The organism is Martelella sp. (genome assembly GCF_984369615.1).
This window is the reverse complement of the sequence record NZ_CFHTCS010000060.1, coordinates 1-16,566: the sequence shown is the minus strand read 5'-3', so window position 1 is coordinate 16,566 and position 16,566 is coordinate 1. Positions and strand designations below refer to the sequence as shown.

Sequence of the window (16,566 nt, the reverse complement as noted above, 5' to 3'; positions counted from 1 at the left end):
CACCGGCAGGCCGAGGCTTTTGGCGCTGGCATCGTCAAGCCCGGCAATCGTCAGCGGCCGCACCAGAAGCAGAACCAGCGGCACGAGGATAACGAGCCTCAGCGTAAGCGCGGGAACGGCGGAAAAGTCGTTCTGCAACAGCGAGCCGCTGGCCCAGATGAAGACGGCGCGCAGATAGTCATGATGAAACAGCGACAGCACGACAATGGTCGCGCCTGCCAGAAAGCTGATGACCATGCCCGCCAGCAACAGCGTGACCGGCGAGAAATTCCGGCCAGAAGCCAGCGCCACGACCAGTCCGAGAGCGGCAAACGCGCCGACAAGCGCGGCAAGTTCCCGCGCCCACAGGCCGCTGGCACCGGCCGATGCCAGCGAGACGATGATGATGGCCAGTTGCGCGCCGGAAAGAAGCCCGAGCGTTGCCGGTTCGGCCAGCGGATTTTTCAGCACCTGCTGGAAGATCACCCCGGCAAGCCCCAGCGCAGCGCCACAAAGAAGCGCCACGAACAAGCGCGGAAACAGGCCGTAATGCAGATAGACCTCGCCGAAGGTCTCCGGGTCGGGCGCCATCAGCGCGGACAGCAGCCGGCCCGGCGCGACATGTCCGGCATAGCCGAAGACTGTCAGCGCCAGCGCGAAAACGGTCAGGATCGAAAGCGCGGCGACGGATGCTGTGGCAGATTTTCTCATGCGGTCGTCAGTGCCTCTGTCAGGATGCAGCCGAACCTCAACGCCGATGGCAGGCCGCCGAACACCCATGTCGGTGGAATGGTGAAGACCCGCCCGGCGCTGACGGAGGGTATCGTGTTCCACAGGCGGCTTTGCGCAAGGCCTGGCGGCGGGCCCGGCTCGATGATCACCAGCCGGGCATCGCGGTGACGGGCAACGGCATCCAGCCCGGCGGTGGAAAAACCCCAGCGATTGCCGGTCTCCTGCCAGGCGTTTTCAAGGCCGAGCCGTTGCAGCACATCGTCGAACAGGCTGCCTCGCCCGTAAATATCCACCAGTCTTTCACCGGCAAATTTGACGATCAGAACCGGCCTTCCGTCATCCCCTGCAAGCGGGTCGCGCATCTTTGAAAGGGCGGCGTCAAAGCGCGCGATATAAGCATCGCCCTCCGCCTTACGGTCCAGCCGTTCGGCAATCGCGCTCATACCGCTTTCGGCAAGGGCGAGCGGCGTTCTGTCGGTCGTGAAAAGCGGCAGCGCCATGGTCGGCGCGATGGCCTCAAGCCGGCTTACGGGAACGCCGTAACCGGCCTGCGTGATGATCAGACCGGGATGCACCGATTTCAGCAGTTCCATATTCGGCCATGACCTGAGGCCAAGATCGATGGTTGTGGCCGGCAATGAGGGCGAAACCACCCGTTCATTGTAAAGCGGCGCCTCGGCAACGGCATAAGGTGCAGCACCGAGCGCCAGAACGGTCTCCGCCCAGGCCCAGTCGAGCACGGCAAGACGCGGCCCTTGCTGAGATGCAAAGGCCGCGTTTCCCATCAACAGGACCGGCAGTGACGCGGCAACGAATTGCCGCCGCGTCAGGGCATGTTTTGCAGATGATGGCATCAACGGCTACCAGCGGTATTTCAGCGTGCCGTAGATCGTCCGCCCGTCGCCCCAATTGCAGCCCGTGGCCGCGATGCAGGTCGAGACATATTTCTTGTCGAACAGGTTGGAAACGTTGAGCGACCCCGTCAGTCCGTCATACTTCTGATCAATCGCCCCGAAATCATACCGGAGAGCAGCATCGAACAGCGTGTAGTCGGGAATATCGTAGATATTGGCATTGTCGCCATAGGTTTGGCCCATATACCGCGCGCCGCCGCCGAAGCTCAGGCCGCCCCAGGCGGTGTCGGACTGAACCGTATAGTCGAGCCACAGCGAGGCCTGATGGCGCGGCACGAAGGCCAGCCGGTTGCCGACATCGCTTGCGCCGGCGGCATCAGGGTTATCCTCGGTGATCTTGCTGTCGGTATAGGCGTAGGAAGCGATGAGCGAGAGACCGTCGGTCAGTTCCGCCTTGCCCTCAACCTCAATGCCGCGCAGGCGCACTTCGCCGGTCTGGGTGTTGTAGTTGATATTGACCGGATCGGGCGTCAGCACGTCCTTCTGGGTCAATTGATAGGCCGAAACGCTGATCGAGATGTCCTCGGTAAACGGCATATAGCGCAGGCCGATCTCGAACTGCTCGCCAGTGGTCGGGTCGAAGGGATTGCCGTCCCGGTCGGTTCCGCTTTGCGGATTGAACGAGGTGGAATAGCCTGCATAGGGCGAGATGCCATTGTCGAAATTATAAACAAGGCCGGTCCGCCAGGTGAACTTTCCGTCGTTCTGGTCGACCGTGGCATCGCTGGTTGCTGTGCGGGTGTTTGTCTTGGTGTCAGCCCAGTCATACCGGCCGCCAAGCGTCCAGACGAAATTATCCCACTCGATCTGGTCCTGAGCGTAAAGGCCAAGCTGCGAGCGCTCCTGATCGACCCACATAGCAGTGGGGGGACGGGAGATCGGCGTTGCGCCGTAGACGGGATCATAGGCGTCGAACGGCGTCGTTATGATCGTCAGCTGCGACTCTTCGAAATGGCTGGTCTCGTAGGAATAGTCGAGCCCGAGCAGCAGCGAATGCTTAGTTTCGCCAAGCGCGAAGGTGCCGATTGCCTGATTGTCGATGGTGAAAAGATTTGATCGCTCCGGAAACGCCCAGGCATAACGGTAAAGGGCGGCCGGATCGCAAACCATGCCGGCAAGGCATACAGGCGCCACGCGCTGGGTGTCGGCGTTCACATAGGCGTAACGCAGGTTCTGCTTGACCGCCCAGGTGTCGTTGAATTCGTGGTCAAGCTCATAGCCGGCCCAGGACTGCACCAGTTCGAACTTGTCGTAATCTGGCTCGCCGACAAAAGTGTCGCGCGGCAATTCCGGATAGACGTCGGTGTAAAGCGTGCCATTGGCCGTCAGAGCCGGGAACCCGCCGCCGCCATTGGAATCGACCTTCTGATACTGGCCGTAAAGCGTAAGCGACGTCGCGTCATTGGGCGCGAAAGTCAGCGACGGCGCGAAGAAGCCCTTCTTTTCGTCAACGTAGTTATACTGCGTGTCCGAAACTCGTCCCAGGCCCGTCAGGCGGTACAGAACCGTACCTTCATCATTGAGCCGTCCGCCGAAATCGAACGCGGTCTGGAAGCGGTCATAGCCGCCCGCCTGCAGTTCGACCTCGCGGATTTCCTCGTCGCGCGGGCGCTTGCTAACCATGTTGATCAGGCCACCCGGAAGGTTCTGGCCGTAGAGCACAGATGTCGGCCCCTTCAGCACCTCGGCGCTTTCCAGACCGTAGGGTTCGATTTTCGGCTGGGCGTAACCGCGCGCGCCGAACGGCAATCTGAGCCCGTCGAGATAGCGCCCCGGCCGGAAACCACGCACGGAGAACCAATCCACCCGCGCATCGGAATCACCATATTGCGCCACGACGCCAGGCGTATAACGCAGCGCCTGCACCACCGTTTCCGCGCCCTGAATATCCATCTGGTCGCGGGTCACAACATTGACGGCCTGCGGCGTGTCCTTGATCGGAAGGCCGGATTTTGCTCCGGTCCCGCTCGCTGTTGCGACAATGCCGACATTGCCCCCGGCACTGATTGTCACATTGACGGGCTCCAGTAGCGTCACGTCACCCGCATCACCGCCGCCAGCGCCAAAGGAAACTGGTTCGGGCGCCGAAATAGCCACGGTTCTGTCGTTGGTAAAGGTGTAGACCAGACCCGATCCCTGAAGGATCGCAACAAGCGCCTGTTGCGGGCTCGCGGTTCCGCTGAAGCCGGGAGAGGCTTTTCCGACCACGACCGATGCAAGATAGGTCACCTGCAGGTCGGCCTGGCGACCGAACGTCGTCAGCGCCGCACTCAGCGATCCGTCCGGAATGGTAAAACCGGTTTGAGCCTGCACCTGCGCCACAGCCGGAATGGACGCGCTCAGTTGTAGCAGTCCGCCTGCGGCCATGACCAGAGCCGCTGCTGCAGTTCCGTTTTTCAGCCTGTTGAATATCATATATTTTTCGTTGATGCGCCCCATGCGTCAACCACTCCGTTGCTTTGAATTTTGCGGCAACAGGCAGCGAACCGACCCATTGTCCTCAAAGCTAGTACAAACGGGCCGACAAAATATTCACCGTTTACTCAACTTTTTTTCAGACAGGCGAAACAATGGTCAGAAGCGAAGAGATACGCCGAACCTTTGCATTTGCAGGATGGACGGCGGCTTCCAGCGCGCTGAAAGGCCTGTCGAGATCGAAAACGCCACTCACATAGCGGCTGCCGATAAAGGGATCGGCAATCACGATCCGCCCGGGTATCCAGCGCCCGATGCGCAGCGCCAGCGCCGAAACCGGTTCGTTTTCGGCGATGATGAGATTGTCGCGCCACGAGCCGATCATGTCGCGCTCCCGTCTGCCGCGCCCGATGGCGCCGGATGACGCGTCAAAACTGAGCCAGTCTCCCTGTCGGAGTTCTTCGTCGTCGGAAAACTGCCGACGTTGGGAAGAGAGGTCTACCCGGCCGTCATCGACACCCACCGTCACATAATCGCCATCGCTGCTGATATCGAAAGCGCCGCTGGACGATGCGGCGCGCAGCGGCCCGGCCATGACGAACAGCGGTGCGCCCGGCAACGGCGCAACCCACAGGAAGGTCATGCCCGCCAGCAGCCTGATCGTCCGCTGCTGTTCGCCGAAATCCACGGCCAAAGCGCTTTGCGGACCGAGGATCGCGACGCTGCCGTCTGCCAATTCGATACGCCGGAACTCGCCCTTTCCCGTCAGATAGTCGGCACGGGCCTCAAGAAGAAGCCCGGGCCCGAACAGATAGGCCGTCGCCCCTGTCCCGACGGTCGCCGCCGCGCCGATCATGAAATTCCGCCGGGACGTTTGCAGGGCATCACGCCGTTCAATCCGCTTCTTTTCGGAAAGAATGCGCCCGGACGCCCCGTGAATTTTCGCGACACGGTTCCATATCCGCTCGTGCGCATCGCTCATCGACCGCCATGCCACGATCCTGTCAATGATCCCGGCATTGTCCGGATCGCTCTGATGGCTGATCATCAGGTCGATGGCTTCGTCCAGCAGGCGCTCCTCATCCGGCGCGGCGTCGTTCATCTCATATCCCTCGGCGCGGCAACGGCCTGCGCATATTTCCTGCCTCTAGTACAATCGGGAGCGCAGAATTTTCCCTTCAGGATCGGCAAAAAACTCATTCTTCTTCCGTCGCGCTGAGGAGATGACGGTAGGCCTGATGGATCAGCGTCCACGCCCGGGTCGTGGAAATGCCCAGCTCTTCCCCCACTTCGGCAATCGTGCGTTCGCCGAGGCGATGTATTTCAAAGGCTGTGCGGGTTCTCGCCGGCAATTGCTCGAGCGCCCGGTAGGTTTGCAGGAGGCATTGCCGCGAATAGACGATATGCTCGGGAGACGGAGAAGGGTCGGGCTGCTCCCGCGCCTCCTCACTGTCGAGGTCTACCGTTCGGATCAGCGCATCACGGCGAATCTGATTGATACCGAGATTGCGAGAAACCCGATAGAGATAGGCTTTGGGATTATTATTGGTAGCTCCCTCCAACTTCGGTTGTCTGACGAGAACACGCTCGAAAGTGTCCTGCGTGATATCCGCCGCAGCCTCGCCGGACATTCCCCTTCGCATCAAAGACCGCGCGATACCTTTGGCGTGGAGCCGGAAAAGCCCCTGAATATCCCATCCCATCGACATAATGTTTTGACTACCCGTCCGTTCATCGCGAACACTCTGGAGGCTCTTTCCCGCAATCATCTTCATCGCAGTCTCTGCGGGTCGCCCCACCTCGGAGGCTCCTCAAAAGCCTTAAACCTTCCTTTAAAAGTCATGTTTAAACGATGTCAATATGCCGACCATTTTGAGACAGCCAAACAAAGACTCCCGTAGTGTGCCCATGGCTGTACAGTCCTGGCTGTAATTCGGCATGGGCGTTCGACGCTGATCGTCGCTTTCTGTCTTTCAAAGATCTAAAGCGTGGCAGACGCGGTACCACGCCGAATGACACCTGGAAGCAGTGACGTTTGGCGCGCTTAGTCTCTATCGCAACGCCATGAGATGGAGGCTCACCTCGGCAGACGCGCTTGAGTTCTCCAATGTCGGTTTTGTCCCCGTCTTGCCCTTTTGTTTGTCACTCAGCGAATGTCCGGTTTTGGATTCCGGACACGAACCACTCAATGGCTGAAATGGAGGCGCCTTCCGGACCGGCAGAAACGGGGCCGAATGCGGACAGGCGGCTTTGCAATAGCGAGCCCAGAAAGGAAGACAGTAAGACCTATCAAACGCAATTACGGCGAATCTCGCAGGCAAATTTCGGGGCTGCCATTACTTCCGTGCCCGCAGCGAAAATATTGTGTTTTAGGCGATAGATAAACCATCTTGGAGGATAAGTTATTGAGATTGACGTCGCGCACAAATCCGAGCAAGTCTAACGCCACACATTCGTTTGGATGATAAAATTAGGCGAACAGGATTTGGCGCGACGACCGGGAAATACACTTGAGAGGTGGGAAGTAGGGATCGTCAAGGCAATGCTTGCGAGGAAGTATGTGCCGCAAGACATCCAGGCGTACTTTTCCCGCCCGACCCGTTCTATCAATCACGCCCGAATATCGGAAATTCGGGACGGGACAAAGCACAGAGCAATAAAGGCAGCATCCGACGCCGAACTGGATGATTTTCTGGAAGCGTGGCCGAATGTTGATCCGGCCACCGGCCTCCATCTGCAAGGGGATGAACTGCTGGTCAAAGCTCGTGAGGCGATGATCGCCGCGGTCCATACGTTCAACAGCGCCGGACTACACTTCCGCGCCGAACTGTTCATCATCACGTCCATAATCGCGTGGACGTACCTACTGCACTCCTACTACAAGCGAGAAGGTGTCGATTACCGCTACAAGAAGGGTGGCGTGGTCCAGAAAACGCCGAGCGGCGTCGATAAATATTGGGAGCTAGGGCAATGCCTCGCCCATGGCAAATGCCCACTCGACAAAGGCGTCATCAACAATCTGAACTTCCTCACAGAAATCCGCCATGAGATTGAGCATCGCTCAACCAACCGCATAGATGACGCGCTGAGTGCGAAGCTCCAAGCCTGCTGCATTAATTTCAACGATGCGATCAAGCAGCTTTTCGGCAAAGAATTTGCGCTGGAGAAAAGGCTGCCGATTGCGCTCCAGTTCGTCACCTTCGGCGGCCTACAACGCGCCGGATTGGTGGGTGCGGAATTGCCGCCACACATTGCCACGGCAATGGATAATTTTCAGGATGCTCTGACCGACGAAGAACAGAGCGACCCGAAATTCCGATACCGGGTCGCCTTCGTGCCGAAGGTATCAGGCAAAGCATCAAAATCTGATCTTGCTGTTGAGTTCATCAAGCCGGGCTCACCAGAAGCGGAAGCCGTCGAACGCGTTCTCCTGAAAGAGGTTGAGCGTCCGAAGTTTCGACCGTCGGAGATCGTTACGAAGGTCAAGGCTGCCGGATACGCTGCCTTCAATATGCACGACCATACCCTCCTGGTACGGCAACTGGACGCTCGAACGCCAGGTAAGGGCTTTGGTGTCATGATTGCCGGCACTTGGTATTGGTACGAGCATTGGTTTGACAAGGTGCTGGAGAAGCTGGCCGAAGGCTGGACCCGCCCCTGACAGGAACTGGACTGAATTACCTATGCCAACCACCAAGCAAGTGACTGAACCTTTCTTTCGATATGCAGCCCGAACCCCGTTCAACATTGCGCCCGAACGTGGCGGGGAACTTGCAGAGGAGATTTTTGGCTCCGGAAAATGGGATCTGCTTACAAGCGAAACAGCGGCGAACTTCTATGCGGTGCCTGTCGACAAAGCGATTTATCTCTCGTACGCGGGACTCGCGAGCCTGTGGTGCATCGCCTACGCGGCCTTCCATGTTGCAGACATCACTTCCCGAGCTCAACGAGCACTCAAACAACCCGGCCAGACCGAGATCAATATTGCGGAAGAGTGTGCGGCCCGAAATATCCCCGACTATATTGCCTATGCAAAGGCGCTTTACCGGGCAGATAAGGACTGGCCAATCGACCTCCCGCCGCCACCGATCTCCCCCGAGTTTGATACGCAAGAAGGTCGAGTGAACAATGTCTTCTTTGGCGCCCTTAGCTGGATCATCCTTCACGAGGTCGCCCACATTCATCACGGTGATGTGAAATTTCTTCCCAAGGACCTCCTCGTGAAGCAGGAATACCGTGCCGATGCCTTCGCCACACGGTGGATTTTGGACAGGGCGGGAAGCGGCCTCCAGCGAGAATTTCGCGTCCTAATGATCGTGGTCGCCCTGACCTGGCTATTTTTATTTGAGCAAACGGTAGGCGCTGGAAATGGCCACCCCGCTACCATCCTGCGATTCCGCGAAGCTGTGGATATATTCCAGACGGGAGACCAAAGCACAGGTCTTGAGAACGCTGGATATGTCCTGAAGGCTCTGCTTGATCCCACTACGCCGGCCCCGCAATTTGAGACTTCGAAGGAGTTCTTCGACTGGGTTAGCAAACGACTGGAAATCCTGTTTCCAATGACGTGAGCCTTTAGTGTGAAATGACTTCGTAAAATTGAGCTGTCATACTCGATGGCAGTGGGAAGATGTCTAGGCGGAAGCTTTAGCATGCGTGGATCGAACGGGACAGGAACCGTTCCACATCACGACGGGTTTTGAGCAAGCGACGGCGTAGTCACCATGACCGGTAAGGCGGCGCCTTCCGGACCGGAAGAAAAGGGGCCGCAAGCGGTCTGTCGGTTTCTACCTACAGACTGAGCACAACAGATATTCGGTGGCGTTGGATATATGGGCGTTTCGTCGCAAAGCGGATACTCACGACGCGTCGATAAACACGCTTTTGCGGACTAACGAGTCCACCTAAGCTAATCGTAAATCAACGGCCTCTGAGTAGAGTATCCGTGGGCGCTCGATCCCGGCAACCGGCATCAGTACACCCCAAGGGTAGGCTGGAACTTCTCCGCGCTGGTATTGGTAGACGACTACTTCTGGCAGGTTTCGTTTGTCATAGCGCCTGCCGAAAGTGAACACGACGCTGTTCGGCGCAGCCAGCACCAAATGAATTCGCTTCACCCCGTTCGCACTCAAACGCTTGGCGGTTTCGAAGAACTCCTGCGCCAGCCGGTGTTGCTTTTTCTGCGACCAGTGCGCGTCGGATGACATTTCCTCAAGCGTTAAACGGACGATTGGCAGATTGAATGTGGTCGCCAAATCATCATCGGTCACCGGATAGGAGTAAGCGAGCGCGACCACCACTTCTGCTCCCGCAAGCGACTCAAGCCCGCTGCCTTTAAAGTTGACGCCGTCATCATCGCCATCGATCTTCCGCCATGCCTCCTGCGTCCGATCCCAATCATAGATCAATATCTCGCTTTCATCATCAAGCAGGACGCCGGTCAGGAACGTGTAGGGTACAGAGGTTAGCCCCCCATAGACGATCTTGATGTTGGCCCGGTCACCATCCTTCCGGTGCTGCAGAACGGAACGATGGATAGCCGTAATATCTGCTATTGCGTTCTCGGGCTCGATGACCCTTCCATCCAACCTGTTGCGTAAGTCCAATATGATCGGCGTAACGACACCGTCATGGTCCTTGGCGACCGCTTCAGCCAATGAGACGCCGTCGTCATCACGCAATCCACGCGCTTCGATAACAAGACTACGGCGCTTGGATCGCGATTTTGTATCATTCACAAATCGCCAGACAGCCAAAAGAAGTCCGACGGCAATCAGGGCCAATGCGATCGCAAGAATCCAAGCGTAGAAGGTATCGATACGTTCTCGCACGCGGACTAGGCTCTCTGGTAAAGCTCCGAACCCTATCCGCAGGAGCTCGAGAATAACTGGCGGGCCGCCGAATATGGCGATCAGAAGTCCCGTCCCAGTCGCTATCAGGTAGCGTTCGATTGTCGAAACCCGAAACCACCAATCGATCAGTTTGGAGATAAAGTTATCAAGATGCCTTTTCAGCATGTCAGCTCAGTTCTGTTTTTTTGGACCGGTTCTCTCGTGCGATATCCGCAACGGTTGGTGCATGGCCTTGAACGAAGAGGTGTGCGCTGCAGTCAAATCGGCAATACCAATTAAGCCGCGATATGAAGAGAACGGCGAAGTTCACACCGCCTGTCCCGTCAACTAAATCCTGCATTGTATGTAGGTCTTGCAGGCTCGGTTGCACGCTGAAGCTCGGGTGGCTGTGCCATTCGCCCAAGTAATTGAACCTCGCATAGTCTGATCCTGTCTTTTCGAAGAACGCAGACAGAGCTCGATCATGTTCCTCGGTATTTCTATGAAAACTGGATCTCGTGCCACTGTAGGTGTCGACCGAAAATTCGACGATCCGAAACCTCTGATTACCTAGGTCTTCGCCCATTACCATCCCGCCGATTTCGCGCCGACCGGCGCGAAAGAGGTGCTGCCGCATGGTGAGCACGACGTCATTCGGCAACATCAATTGCATCGCGCTTCTCCTTGGGCGGCAAATGCTCCATCAAAATTTTCAAAGCTTCCGTCGGGTCCGTAACGTCCATTGTCTCCCCCCACTCGCCATCAGGCCGCAAGTCGATCGGTCTGGTGTCAAAAGGTTGATCGAACAGCCATTCTGAAGACAATCCGATCAGGTAAGCTGACATCGGAAAAATGCTGGCCTCCGGCCGCGCCAGGATATCAATTGCATAACGCGACGCGTGTGCGGCAACGACCGACACATCTGCGTCATCGGCAATGAGCGGAATTTCGTCCTGAGTCTGCCCTTCATAGCGCCCCGGGTTTTCCGGTTTGATCCACGTGACACCCTGGTCTTTGCACCAGATATCGATCTGTCCGCGCGCAGCGAGGGGAGTGGGGTCACACTCCGGTCGCGCACGGGCGACCAAACCACCTATCCCGCCGGCAAACACCTCCGCCCAGACCATAGGGACATTCCGACGGGTCGCGACGGATGCGATCATGTTAAACGCTTCGGACGATGCGGTAGCATCAATCAATACATCACAGTCGCCAAGTGCTTCCAACGCCCCAGTCATGCTTGCTGCGCTTTCTTGACCACCAAGGCTCATGCGGAAGGTCTGCACATCGGTACCGGGGGCAAGGCTTTTAAGACGTTCACGGAGACCTGACGCCTTGTGGATTCCGGCGTATTTCAAATCGAGTTCGCCGCGAACCACGTTTCCGGGAAAGAAGATATCCTCGTCGACGAGAACGAACTTTCCGACGCCCGCTCGGCAAAGGCTGGCGGCGACCTTCGATCCCATCGAGCCGCACCCAGCAACCCCCACCTTTTTTCCGCAAAGAGCCTTGAACTGGTCTGGCAGACGCTGTCCATCCTGGGGCACGACAACTGTTGTGTAATTGACGACCTTACGTTCCGCGGCCTTTCCGAAGGTCCAGAGTAGTGTCCAGTCACGCGCTTCCCCGATTAGCAAATGGGTAACAGCGTCCGTTTCGGTTATCTCACCGCAGAGTTCTCCGAGCTCCGCTTTTTCGAGCAAAGATCTCAGGTTATCTACCGATCGCACATCGCTGGCAGCGGCTCCGGGCACTCTGATCACTGTTCCCGCGTAGGGACTGTTTCCCGTAGGCAGTCTCAGATCGCTGGTCCAAAGGGGGGCCTCATTTGGCCCGATCTGCTCAATCGACGCGACATAGACGGATGCCGCTTTGCTTTCCGAGAGGCTAGACAAAAATGCTGTGCGTTCCGGCAATTTGTTCAGAGCGTGCAGATCTTGCTCGCTTAGAAGCAGCCGGCAAGATGTCGTGCGCAAATCTCGACCTAGAGAGCTTATATGCGCCGATCGGGCGTGAAAACTTTCTCCAGTCCCGGGTTGCTCTTCGGCCAGTAGACGTTGGCAGCTTGCCACCATGTCTGCTCCCGTAACCGATGGATGCCAGTTGTCGGGTCGATGCTCGAGGCAGAGTTCGCCGCCCGGACCGTACTGATGCAATGAAATCCGTGATTGATCTTCGGTGAAGATCATGGGTGGTGAGTCGGGAAAGACGCTCGGATACCGCATCCGAAAGCTAAGTTCTCCTTCCCCGTGTGCGATCGAAAAACTTACGCACATCGCCAACTCGCTGTCGGCTTGCCAACTGTTGACTCGCAACCAATCCACGCGCCCTTCGAGCTCGGCGAGCGCCGCCTTTTCCGTCACGAGCCTCGAGTTTTGAAAGACCCACCAGGTCATGCAAAGCCGTCAGGTTTCTTCGGAGTGCGCGGTTCATCCGCAAACGAGACGCTTGGCGCGGCGGTGCCTGACGCTGCTGTCGCGTTGGCGAGCAGCCCCGCACTGCCAGAGCGTGACGGCTGCAAAGCGGCATCGCTTGCTTGATCAGTGATGTCCTGTCCCATGTGGCTCGCCAGGACACTCGACATCCGACGGTTTTCCACCAACCGCCCTACAGACGAAAAGTCCTTCCGAGCCTGCTCTAGCCATCCCACAAAAGCCTCGGCGCGTTCGGGATGGTTCTCCCATTTGTCGGCGAAGTTTTCGAGGGCATCGGTTGGATTTCGTATGATGTATTTCGTACCGTCGTGTTCGATGGCGTTTTCCATACGACTCAAGATGGACAACAATGCCAGGCCAATCGTTTCCTCACCTTCGTAGGCGTGAGCCGCTAGCGATGAGACTATAATCGATATCGGCTTATCGGTCGGGTCATCCGCAAACATTATGTCGCGGTGACGCTTGAGGATCATGATGGCAGACTGCAAGGGAGTTCGAACACGGTACGTCGGAATATCCTCAACGCTGGCGGTAACGCCTTCTGCTCGCATTTCATTCAGTACCTGCTCGCGCCGCCGGATGAACGCATTTCCCATTCTGGACTTGAACCATTCCGCGTATCCACGCGGGTTTGAACGGGGCCAGTCTTCAGTGATCTCGTAGAACTCAGGAACTTCGTTGTCGGTGATGGCGATCGCCGTGTCGGCAAAGCGTGCGTCCAGACCACGAGACTCAAGCAACAAGCGCTGAGCTTCTACGTTCGGAATGCACGGCACGATATCCATATGGAACTGTGCGCCGTCAGAATATTCTAAGCGCCAACATCGGCGGCCCTCGTGGACCTCCTTTTGGATGCCCTTGCTCTTGCGATAGGCTTTGATTTCTTCGCCCAACAGCTCTTTAAGACCAGCTTGGGACAAATTGGATTTCGTGAGTTTTGTCAGCGAACAGGCACAATCCACATCGTACTCTTCCCCATCAGACTCTGGTTTGATGACCGTCCCAAGGCGAAAAGATCCCTGCACGAAGACGTCCGGAACATAGTTCTTGACGCTGGATTCATCGCGGTGAAGCCACTCACCGAGCGACTTATAACTCCTCTCCGCTTGTTGGTATCGTGCCACCGGAATCTCAAGCGCTTTAGCCAAAGCTTCCAAATACGCTTCCGCTTGCTTCGTGATTGTGACCACCATAGCACATTCCCTTTTTGTTCGAACTGAGAGTGGTAGTTATAAGGTGTTTTTTTCAACAGGAAAACTTCTATTAACTCAACTTTTTACTTCATAGCACTTTCTGACTGTAAAGCCCGTTGGCTAAGTACCCTGTTCCCCCCAATTCAAGACTTTGGTTCAAAATACAATGAATGGCTGCTTTTAGGCGCAGTGCACCTTGACGTTGGCGAACGAAATGGCGGCGTCTTCTAGGCTGGCAGAGATCGGCTCGAAACGGTCATGTGGCGCAGCGGCAGGGCGCGTATGCTTAGATCCCTCCAAAGTTCGCCGTCGTTCGCAGCCCTGACCTGAAGTTCATGGGGCGTCCCGTAGCTGCGCCGCGGCTTCTCCGAATCGGTCATCCAGTGGCATCGTGCAGCATGGTCAGGCCGTCAAAAATCAGTAGTGTGAACGAAGCGGTCATTCCCATGCGCTTTCGCCTGGGCCGAAGAGTTTGTGGTTTCTTGGTTGGATAAAACAGCTTATGATTGATCTAAGAGAAATTGGCGAAGATTGCGTTTGGGACCACGACTTGGAGCCTAAAGGGTATGGCGACCTTAAAGTTGAGGATTTCGGGAGCTGGTGGGAAAGAAATGGCCACAAACTCAAGCACTTGCCAAGAAGTCTCGCTGAACAATGGATATATCGCCATTGGACCGATTCCGTCGCCTCATTCATCCCAATCGAAGAGCTGACGTGTTGCGAAGAGATTTGGCCTGCGGATGACTTCGTTACAAAAGTCGGAACCGTGAGAGGAAAAGAAGCGCTGAACCCCGAACACGATTTCGAGGTGTTTAACGGACAAAAAACTGGCGAGAAGCTTCTTACAGCAAAGGCACTAGATTCAGGTCACTGGGACTTCCCGTTAGTAGTACTGGAAACTCTAGGAGGCTTTACAGACTGCATGGGAGACCACATTGAAACAGACTATTTCTTGGTCGAGGGGCACAAGCGCCGCCGCTACCTGAATGCACTGCTGCATCATGGAGCTTCATTAGCCGATCAAAGAGTCTATGTCCTACACTCGCCAAGTCTATGCTGAACGGAGCGGTTAGGACGAGTCACGGCCCTAACTAGTCATTCATCACGTGCGCAGCGAAGGACTGCTTTCAGGACAAGGTCGAGAACCAATGAACGACCGAAATGAATGCGCATTGCAGACAGTCACGCTCTGAGAATACGGCGATCCTGTCAACCTTTCTATAAGCTGAATGTCTGCCATTATGCTGGCCGGAAGCGCAAAAAGCACCTATCGAAAATCCCGCGTCTTCACCTTAATCTCATCGATATGTCCATACGGGTCGAACATGTCGCGCGGTTTCGGCATTCCTCGCGGATCCGGCCCCGACGGCCCATGATGAAACTCGTCGCCCCGCCCATGCGGAAGAGGAAAGACCGTATCCCGGTTCCCAACGCTTGCGAGCTCGGAAGACAGATCGATAAGCTCGCGGGCAACGATATGGACAACCTCGCCCTCTCGCTGGACCCGTCCTTTGACGCCAAGCATTCCCGACCCGAGGACGGTGCGGCGGTATTTCTCGAACACCTTGGCCCAGACGACGAGATTGGAAACGCCGGTTTCGTCTTCAAGCGTGATGAACATCACACCCTTGGCTGAGCCCGGTCGCTGGCGCACGAGTACGAGACCCGCGAGGTTCACCCAGCGACCGTCACGCAGGGAGACGGCTTCGGCGCAGGACCTGAAGCGCTGGCGGGTCAGTTCCGACCGCAGAAACGAAACCGGATGCTTCCTGAGAGTCAGGCCCACATGGCCGTAATCTTCGACCACTTCCCGACCGGCCTCCATGGGTTTCAGGAGGGGCTCCGGTTCGGCCTGTTCTGGCACAATGCCGGCCTCGCGTCGTGCAGCCGCAGCAAAGAGCGGCAGCGGTTCGTCCCGCAGGGCCTTGATCGCCCAGAGCGCCTCACGGCGGGCAAGCCTGAGCGAGGGCCTGAACGCATCGGCTTCTGCGAGTTCTACCAGGGCAGCGGCCGGAATACCGGCGCGACGCCAGAGATCGTCGACCGAAGCAAAGGGCATGTCTTCGCGACAGGAGACCAGCCGGGCGGCCTCGGCGTTGGCAAGGCCCTTCACCAGCCGGAGCCCAAGCCGGACGGCAAAACGCCCGTCGTCGCGGTCGGTTGGTTCCAGCGTGCAATCCCATCGGCTTGCATTGACGCAGACCGGACGGACCTCGACGCCGTGATCGCGGGCATCACGCACGATCTGGGCCGGGGCATAGAAGCCCATGGGCTGGGCATTGAGCAGCGCGCAGCAAAAGGCATCCGGGTGCCAGCACTTCATCCATGACGACGCATAGGCGATCAGCGCAAAGCTCGCCGCATGGCTTTCCGGAAAACCATAGGAGCCGAAGCCTTCAAGCTGCCGGAAGGTGCGCTCGGCGAATTCGCGCTCATAGCCATTGGCGACCATGCCATCGATCAGCTTGGCGCCGAACTTGGACACCCCGCCAGTGTGCTTGAAGGTCGCCATGGCGCGTCGCAGCTGATCGGCCTCACCGGCTATAAACCCTGCACAATCGATGGCAACCCGCATGGCCTGCTCCTGAAACAGCGGCACACCCAGCGTTTTGCCGAGGACCGCTTCGAGCTCGGGCTTCGGATAAGTCACATCTTCCTTGCCCTCGCGCCGGCGCAGATAGGGATGAACCATGTCGCCCTGGATCGGCCCGGGCCGGACGATCGCGACCTCAATGACAAGATCGTAGAAGGTACGCGGCTTGATGCGCGGCAACATCGCCATCTGCGCGCGGCTTTCGATCTGGAAAGTGCCGAGCGTGTCGGCCTTGCGGATCATCGCATAGGTGCGCGGATCCTCCGCCGGTATAGTGGCGAGATCCAGCCGGATATCCTTTTGCTCGGCGAGAAGATCAAAGGCGCGGCGCATGCAGGAAAGCATGCCGAGCGCCAGCACGTCGACTTTCATGAACTTGAGAACGTCGATATCATCCTTGTCCCATTCGATGACCTGTCGGTCTTCCATGGCTGCCGGCTCGATCGGCACCAGCTCATCAAGCCGGTCGCGGGT

General features: G+C 57.3%; 13 protein-coding genes. 3 read left to right on the top strand and 10 right to left on the bottom strand.

Features of this window, described 5'->3' with window-relative positions; genetic code table 11:
- From AC5DC2_RS07465 to AC5DC2_RS07445, 5 genes are all read right to left on the bottom strand, one after another.
- A partial coding sequence (locus tag AC5DC2_RS07465) for an iron chelate uptake ABC transporter family permease subunit (protein ID WP_491698058.1) occupies positions 1-690 on the bottom strand: 690 nt, incomplete at its 3' end.
- Complete coding sequence (locus AC5DC2_RS07460) at positions 687-1,565, bottom strand: ABC transporter substrate-binding protein (protein ID WP_491698057.1); 879 nt, start codon at positions 1,563-1,565, stop codon at positions 687-689. The genes AC5DC2_RS07465 and AC5DC2_RS07460, both read right to left, overlap by 4 nt.
- A gap of 6 nt (positions 1,566-1,571) precedes the next feature.
- Positions 1,572-4,040, bottom strand: coding sequence for a TonB-dependent siderophore receptor (locus AC5DC2_RS07455; RefSeq protein WP_491698056.1), 2,469 nt, complete (start codon positions 4,038-4,040; stop codon positions 1,572-1,574).
- 139 nt (positions 4,041-4,179) lie between these two features.
- Positions 4,180-5,142, bottom strand: coding sequence for a FecR family protein (locus AC5DC2_RS07450; RefSeq protein WP_491698055.1), 963 nt, complete (start codon positions 5,140-5,142; stop codon positions 4,180-4,182).
- A 94-nt stretch (positions 5,143-5,236) separates the two neighbouring features.
- A complete protein-coding gene (locus AC5DC2_RS07445) occupies positions 5,237-5,815 on the bottom strand; it encodes an RNA polymerase sigma factor (protein ID WP_491698054.1) in 579 nt (192 codons plus the stop codon).
- Positions 5,816-6,582: 767 nt separating this feature from the next.
- On the opposite strand from AC5DC2_RS07445, the gene AC5DC2_RS07440 reads away from it, so the two are divergent.
- Positions 6,583-7,701: a DUF3644 domain-containing protein gene (locus AC5DC2_RS07440; protein WP_491698053.1), complete on the top strand. Its 1,119-nt coding sequence runs from the start codon at positions 6,583-6,585 to the stop codon at positions 7,699-7,701.
- 22 nt (positions 7,702-7,723) lie between these two features.
- Positions 7,724-8,611 (top strand): phage exclusion protein Lit family protein, encoded by an 888-nt coding sequence (locus AC5DC2_RS07435; protein ID WP_491698052.1) that lies wholly within the window; start codon positions 7,724-7,726, stop codon positions 8,609-8,611.
- 333 nt (positions 8,612-8,944) lie between these two features.
- Here AC5DC2_RS07435 and AC5DC2_RS07430 read toward each other — a convergent pair whose 3' ends face one another.
- Genes AC5DC2_RS07430 through AC5DC2_RS07415 form a run of 4 tightly spaced genes read right to left on the bottom strand, consistent with a single transcriptional unit; the run spans position 8,945 to position 13,499 of the window.
- Positions 8,945-10,057: an SAVED domain-containing protein gene (locus AC5DC2_RS07430; protein WP_491698051.1), complete on the bottom strand. Its 1,113-nt coding sequence runs from the start codon at positions 10,055-10,057 to the stop codon at positions 8,945-8,947.
- A gap of 1 nt (position 10,058) precedes the next feature.
- On the bottom strand, positions 10,059-10,544 hold the full coding sequence (locus AC5DC2_RS07425; RefSeq protein WP_491698050.1) for a Mov34/MPN/PAD-1 family protein: 486 nt from the start codon (positions 10,542-10,544) through the stop codon (positions 10,059-10,061).
- Positions 10,522-12,267: a ThiF family adenylyltransferase gene (locus AC5DC2_RS07420; protein WP_491698049.1), complete on the bottom strand. Its 1,746-nt coding sequence runs from the start codon at positions 12,265-12,267 to the stop codon at positions 10,522-10,524. Before AC5DC2_RS07420 ends, AC5DC2_RS07425 begins: the two co-directional genes overlap by 23 nt.
- Entirely contained in the window at positions 12,264-13,499 is a 1,236-nt protein-coding gene (locus AC5DC2_RS07415) for a nucleotidyltransferase domain-containing protein (protein ID WP_491698048.1), read from the bottom strand. The genes AC5DC2_RS07420 and AC5DC2_RS07415 overlap by 4 nt, the downstream gene beginning before the upstream one ends.
- Positions 13,500-14,001: 502 nt before the next feature.
- On the opposite strand from AC5DC2_RS07415, the gene AC5DC2_RS07410 reads away from it, so the two are divergent.
- Positions 14,002-14,559, top strand: a complete 558-nt coding sequence (locus tag AC5DC2_RS07410; RefSeq protein WP_491698047.1) for a hypothetical protein — start codon at positions 14,002-14,004, stop codon at positions 14,557-14,559.
- Positions 14,560-14,766: 207 nt separating this feature from the next.
- Here AC5DC2_RS07410 and AC5DC2_RS07405 read toward each other — a convergent pair.
- Positions 14,767-16,566, bottom strand: a 1,800-nt coding sequence (locus AC5DC2_RS07405) for a helix-hairpin-helix domain-containing protein (protein ID WP_491698046.1), incomplete at its 5' end; no start/stop codon positions are given.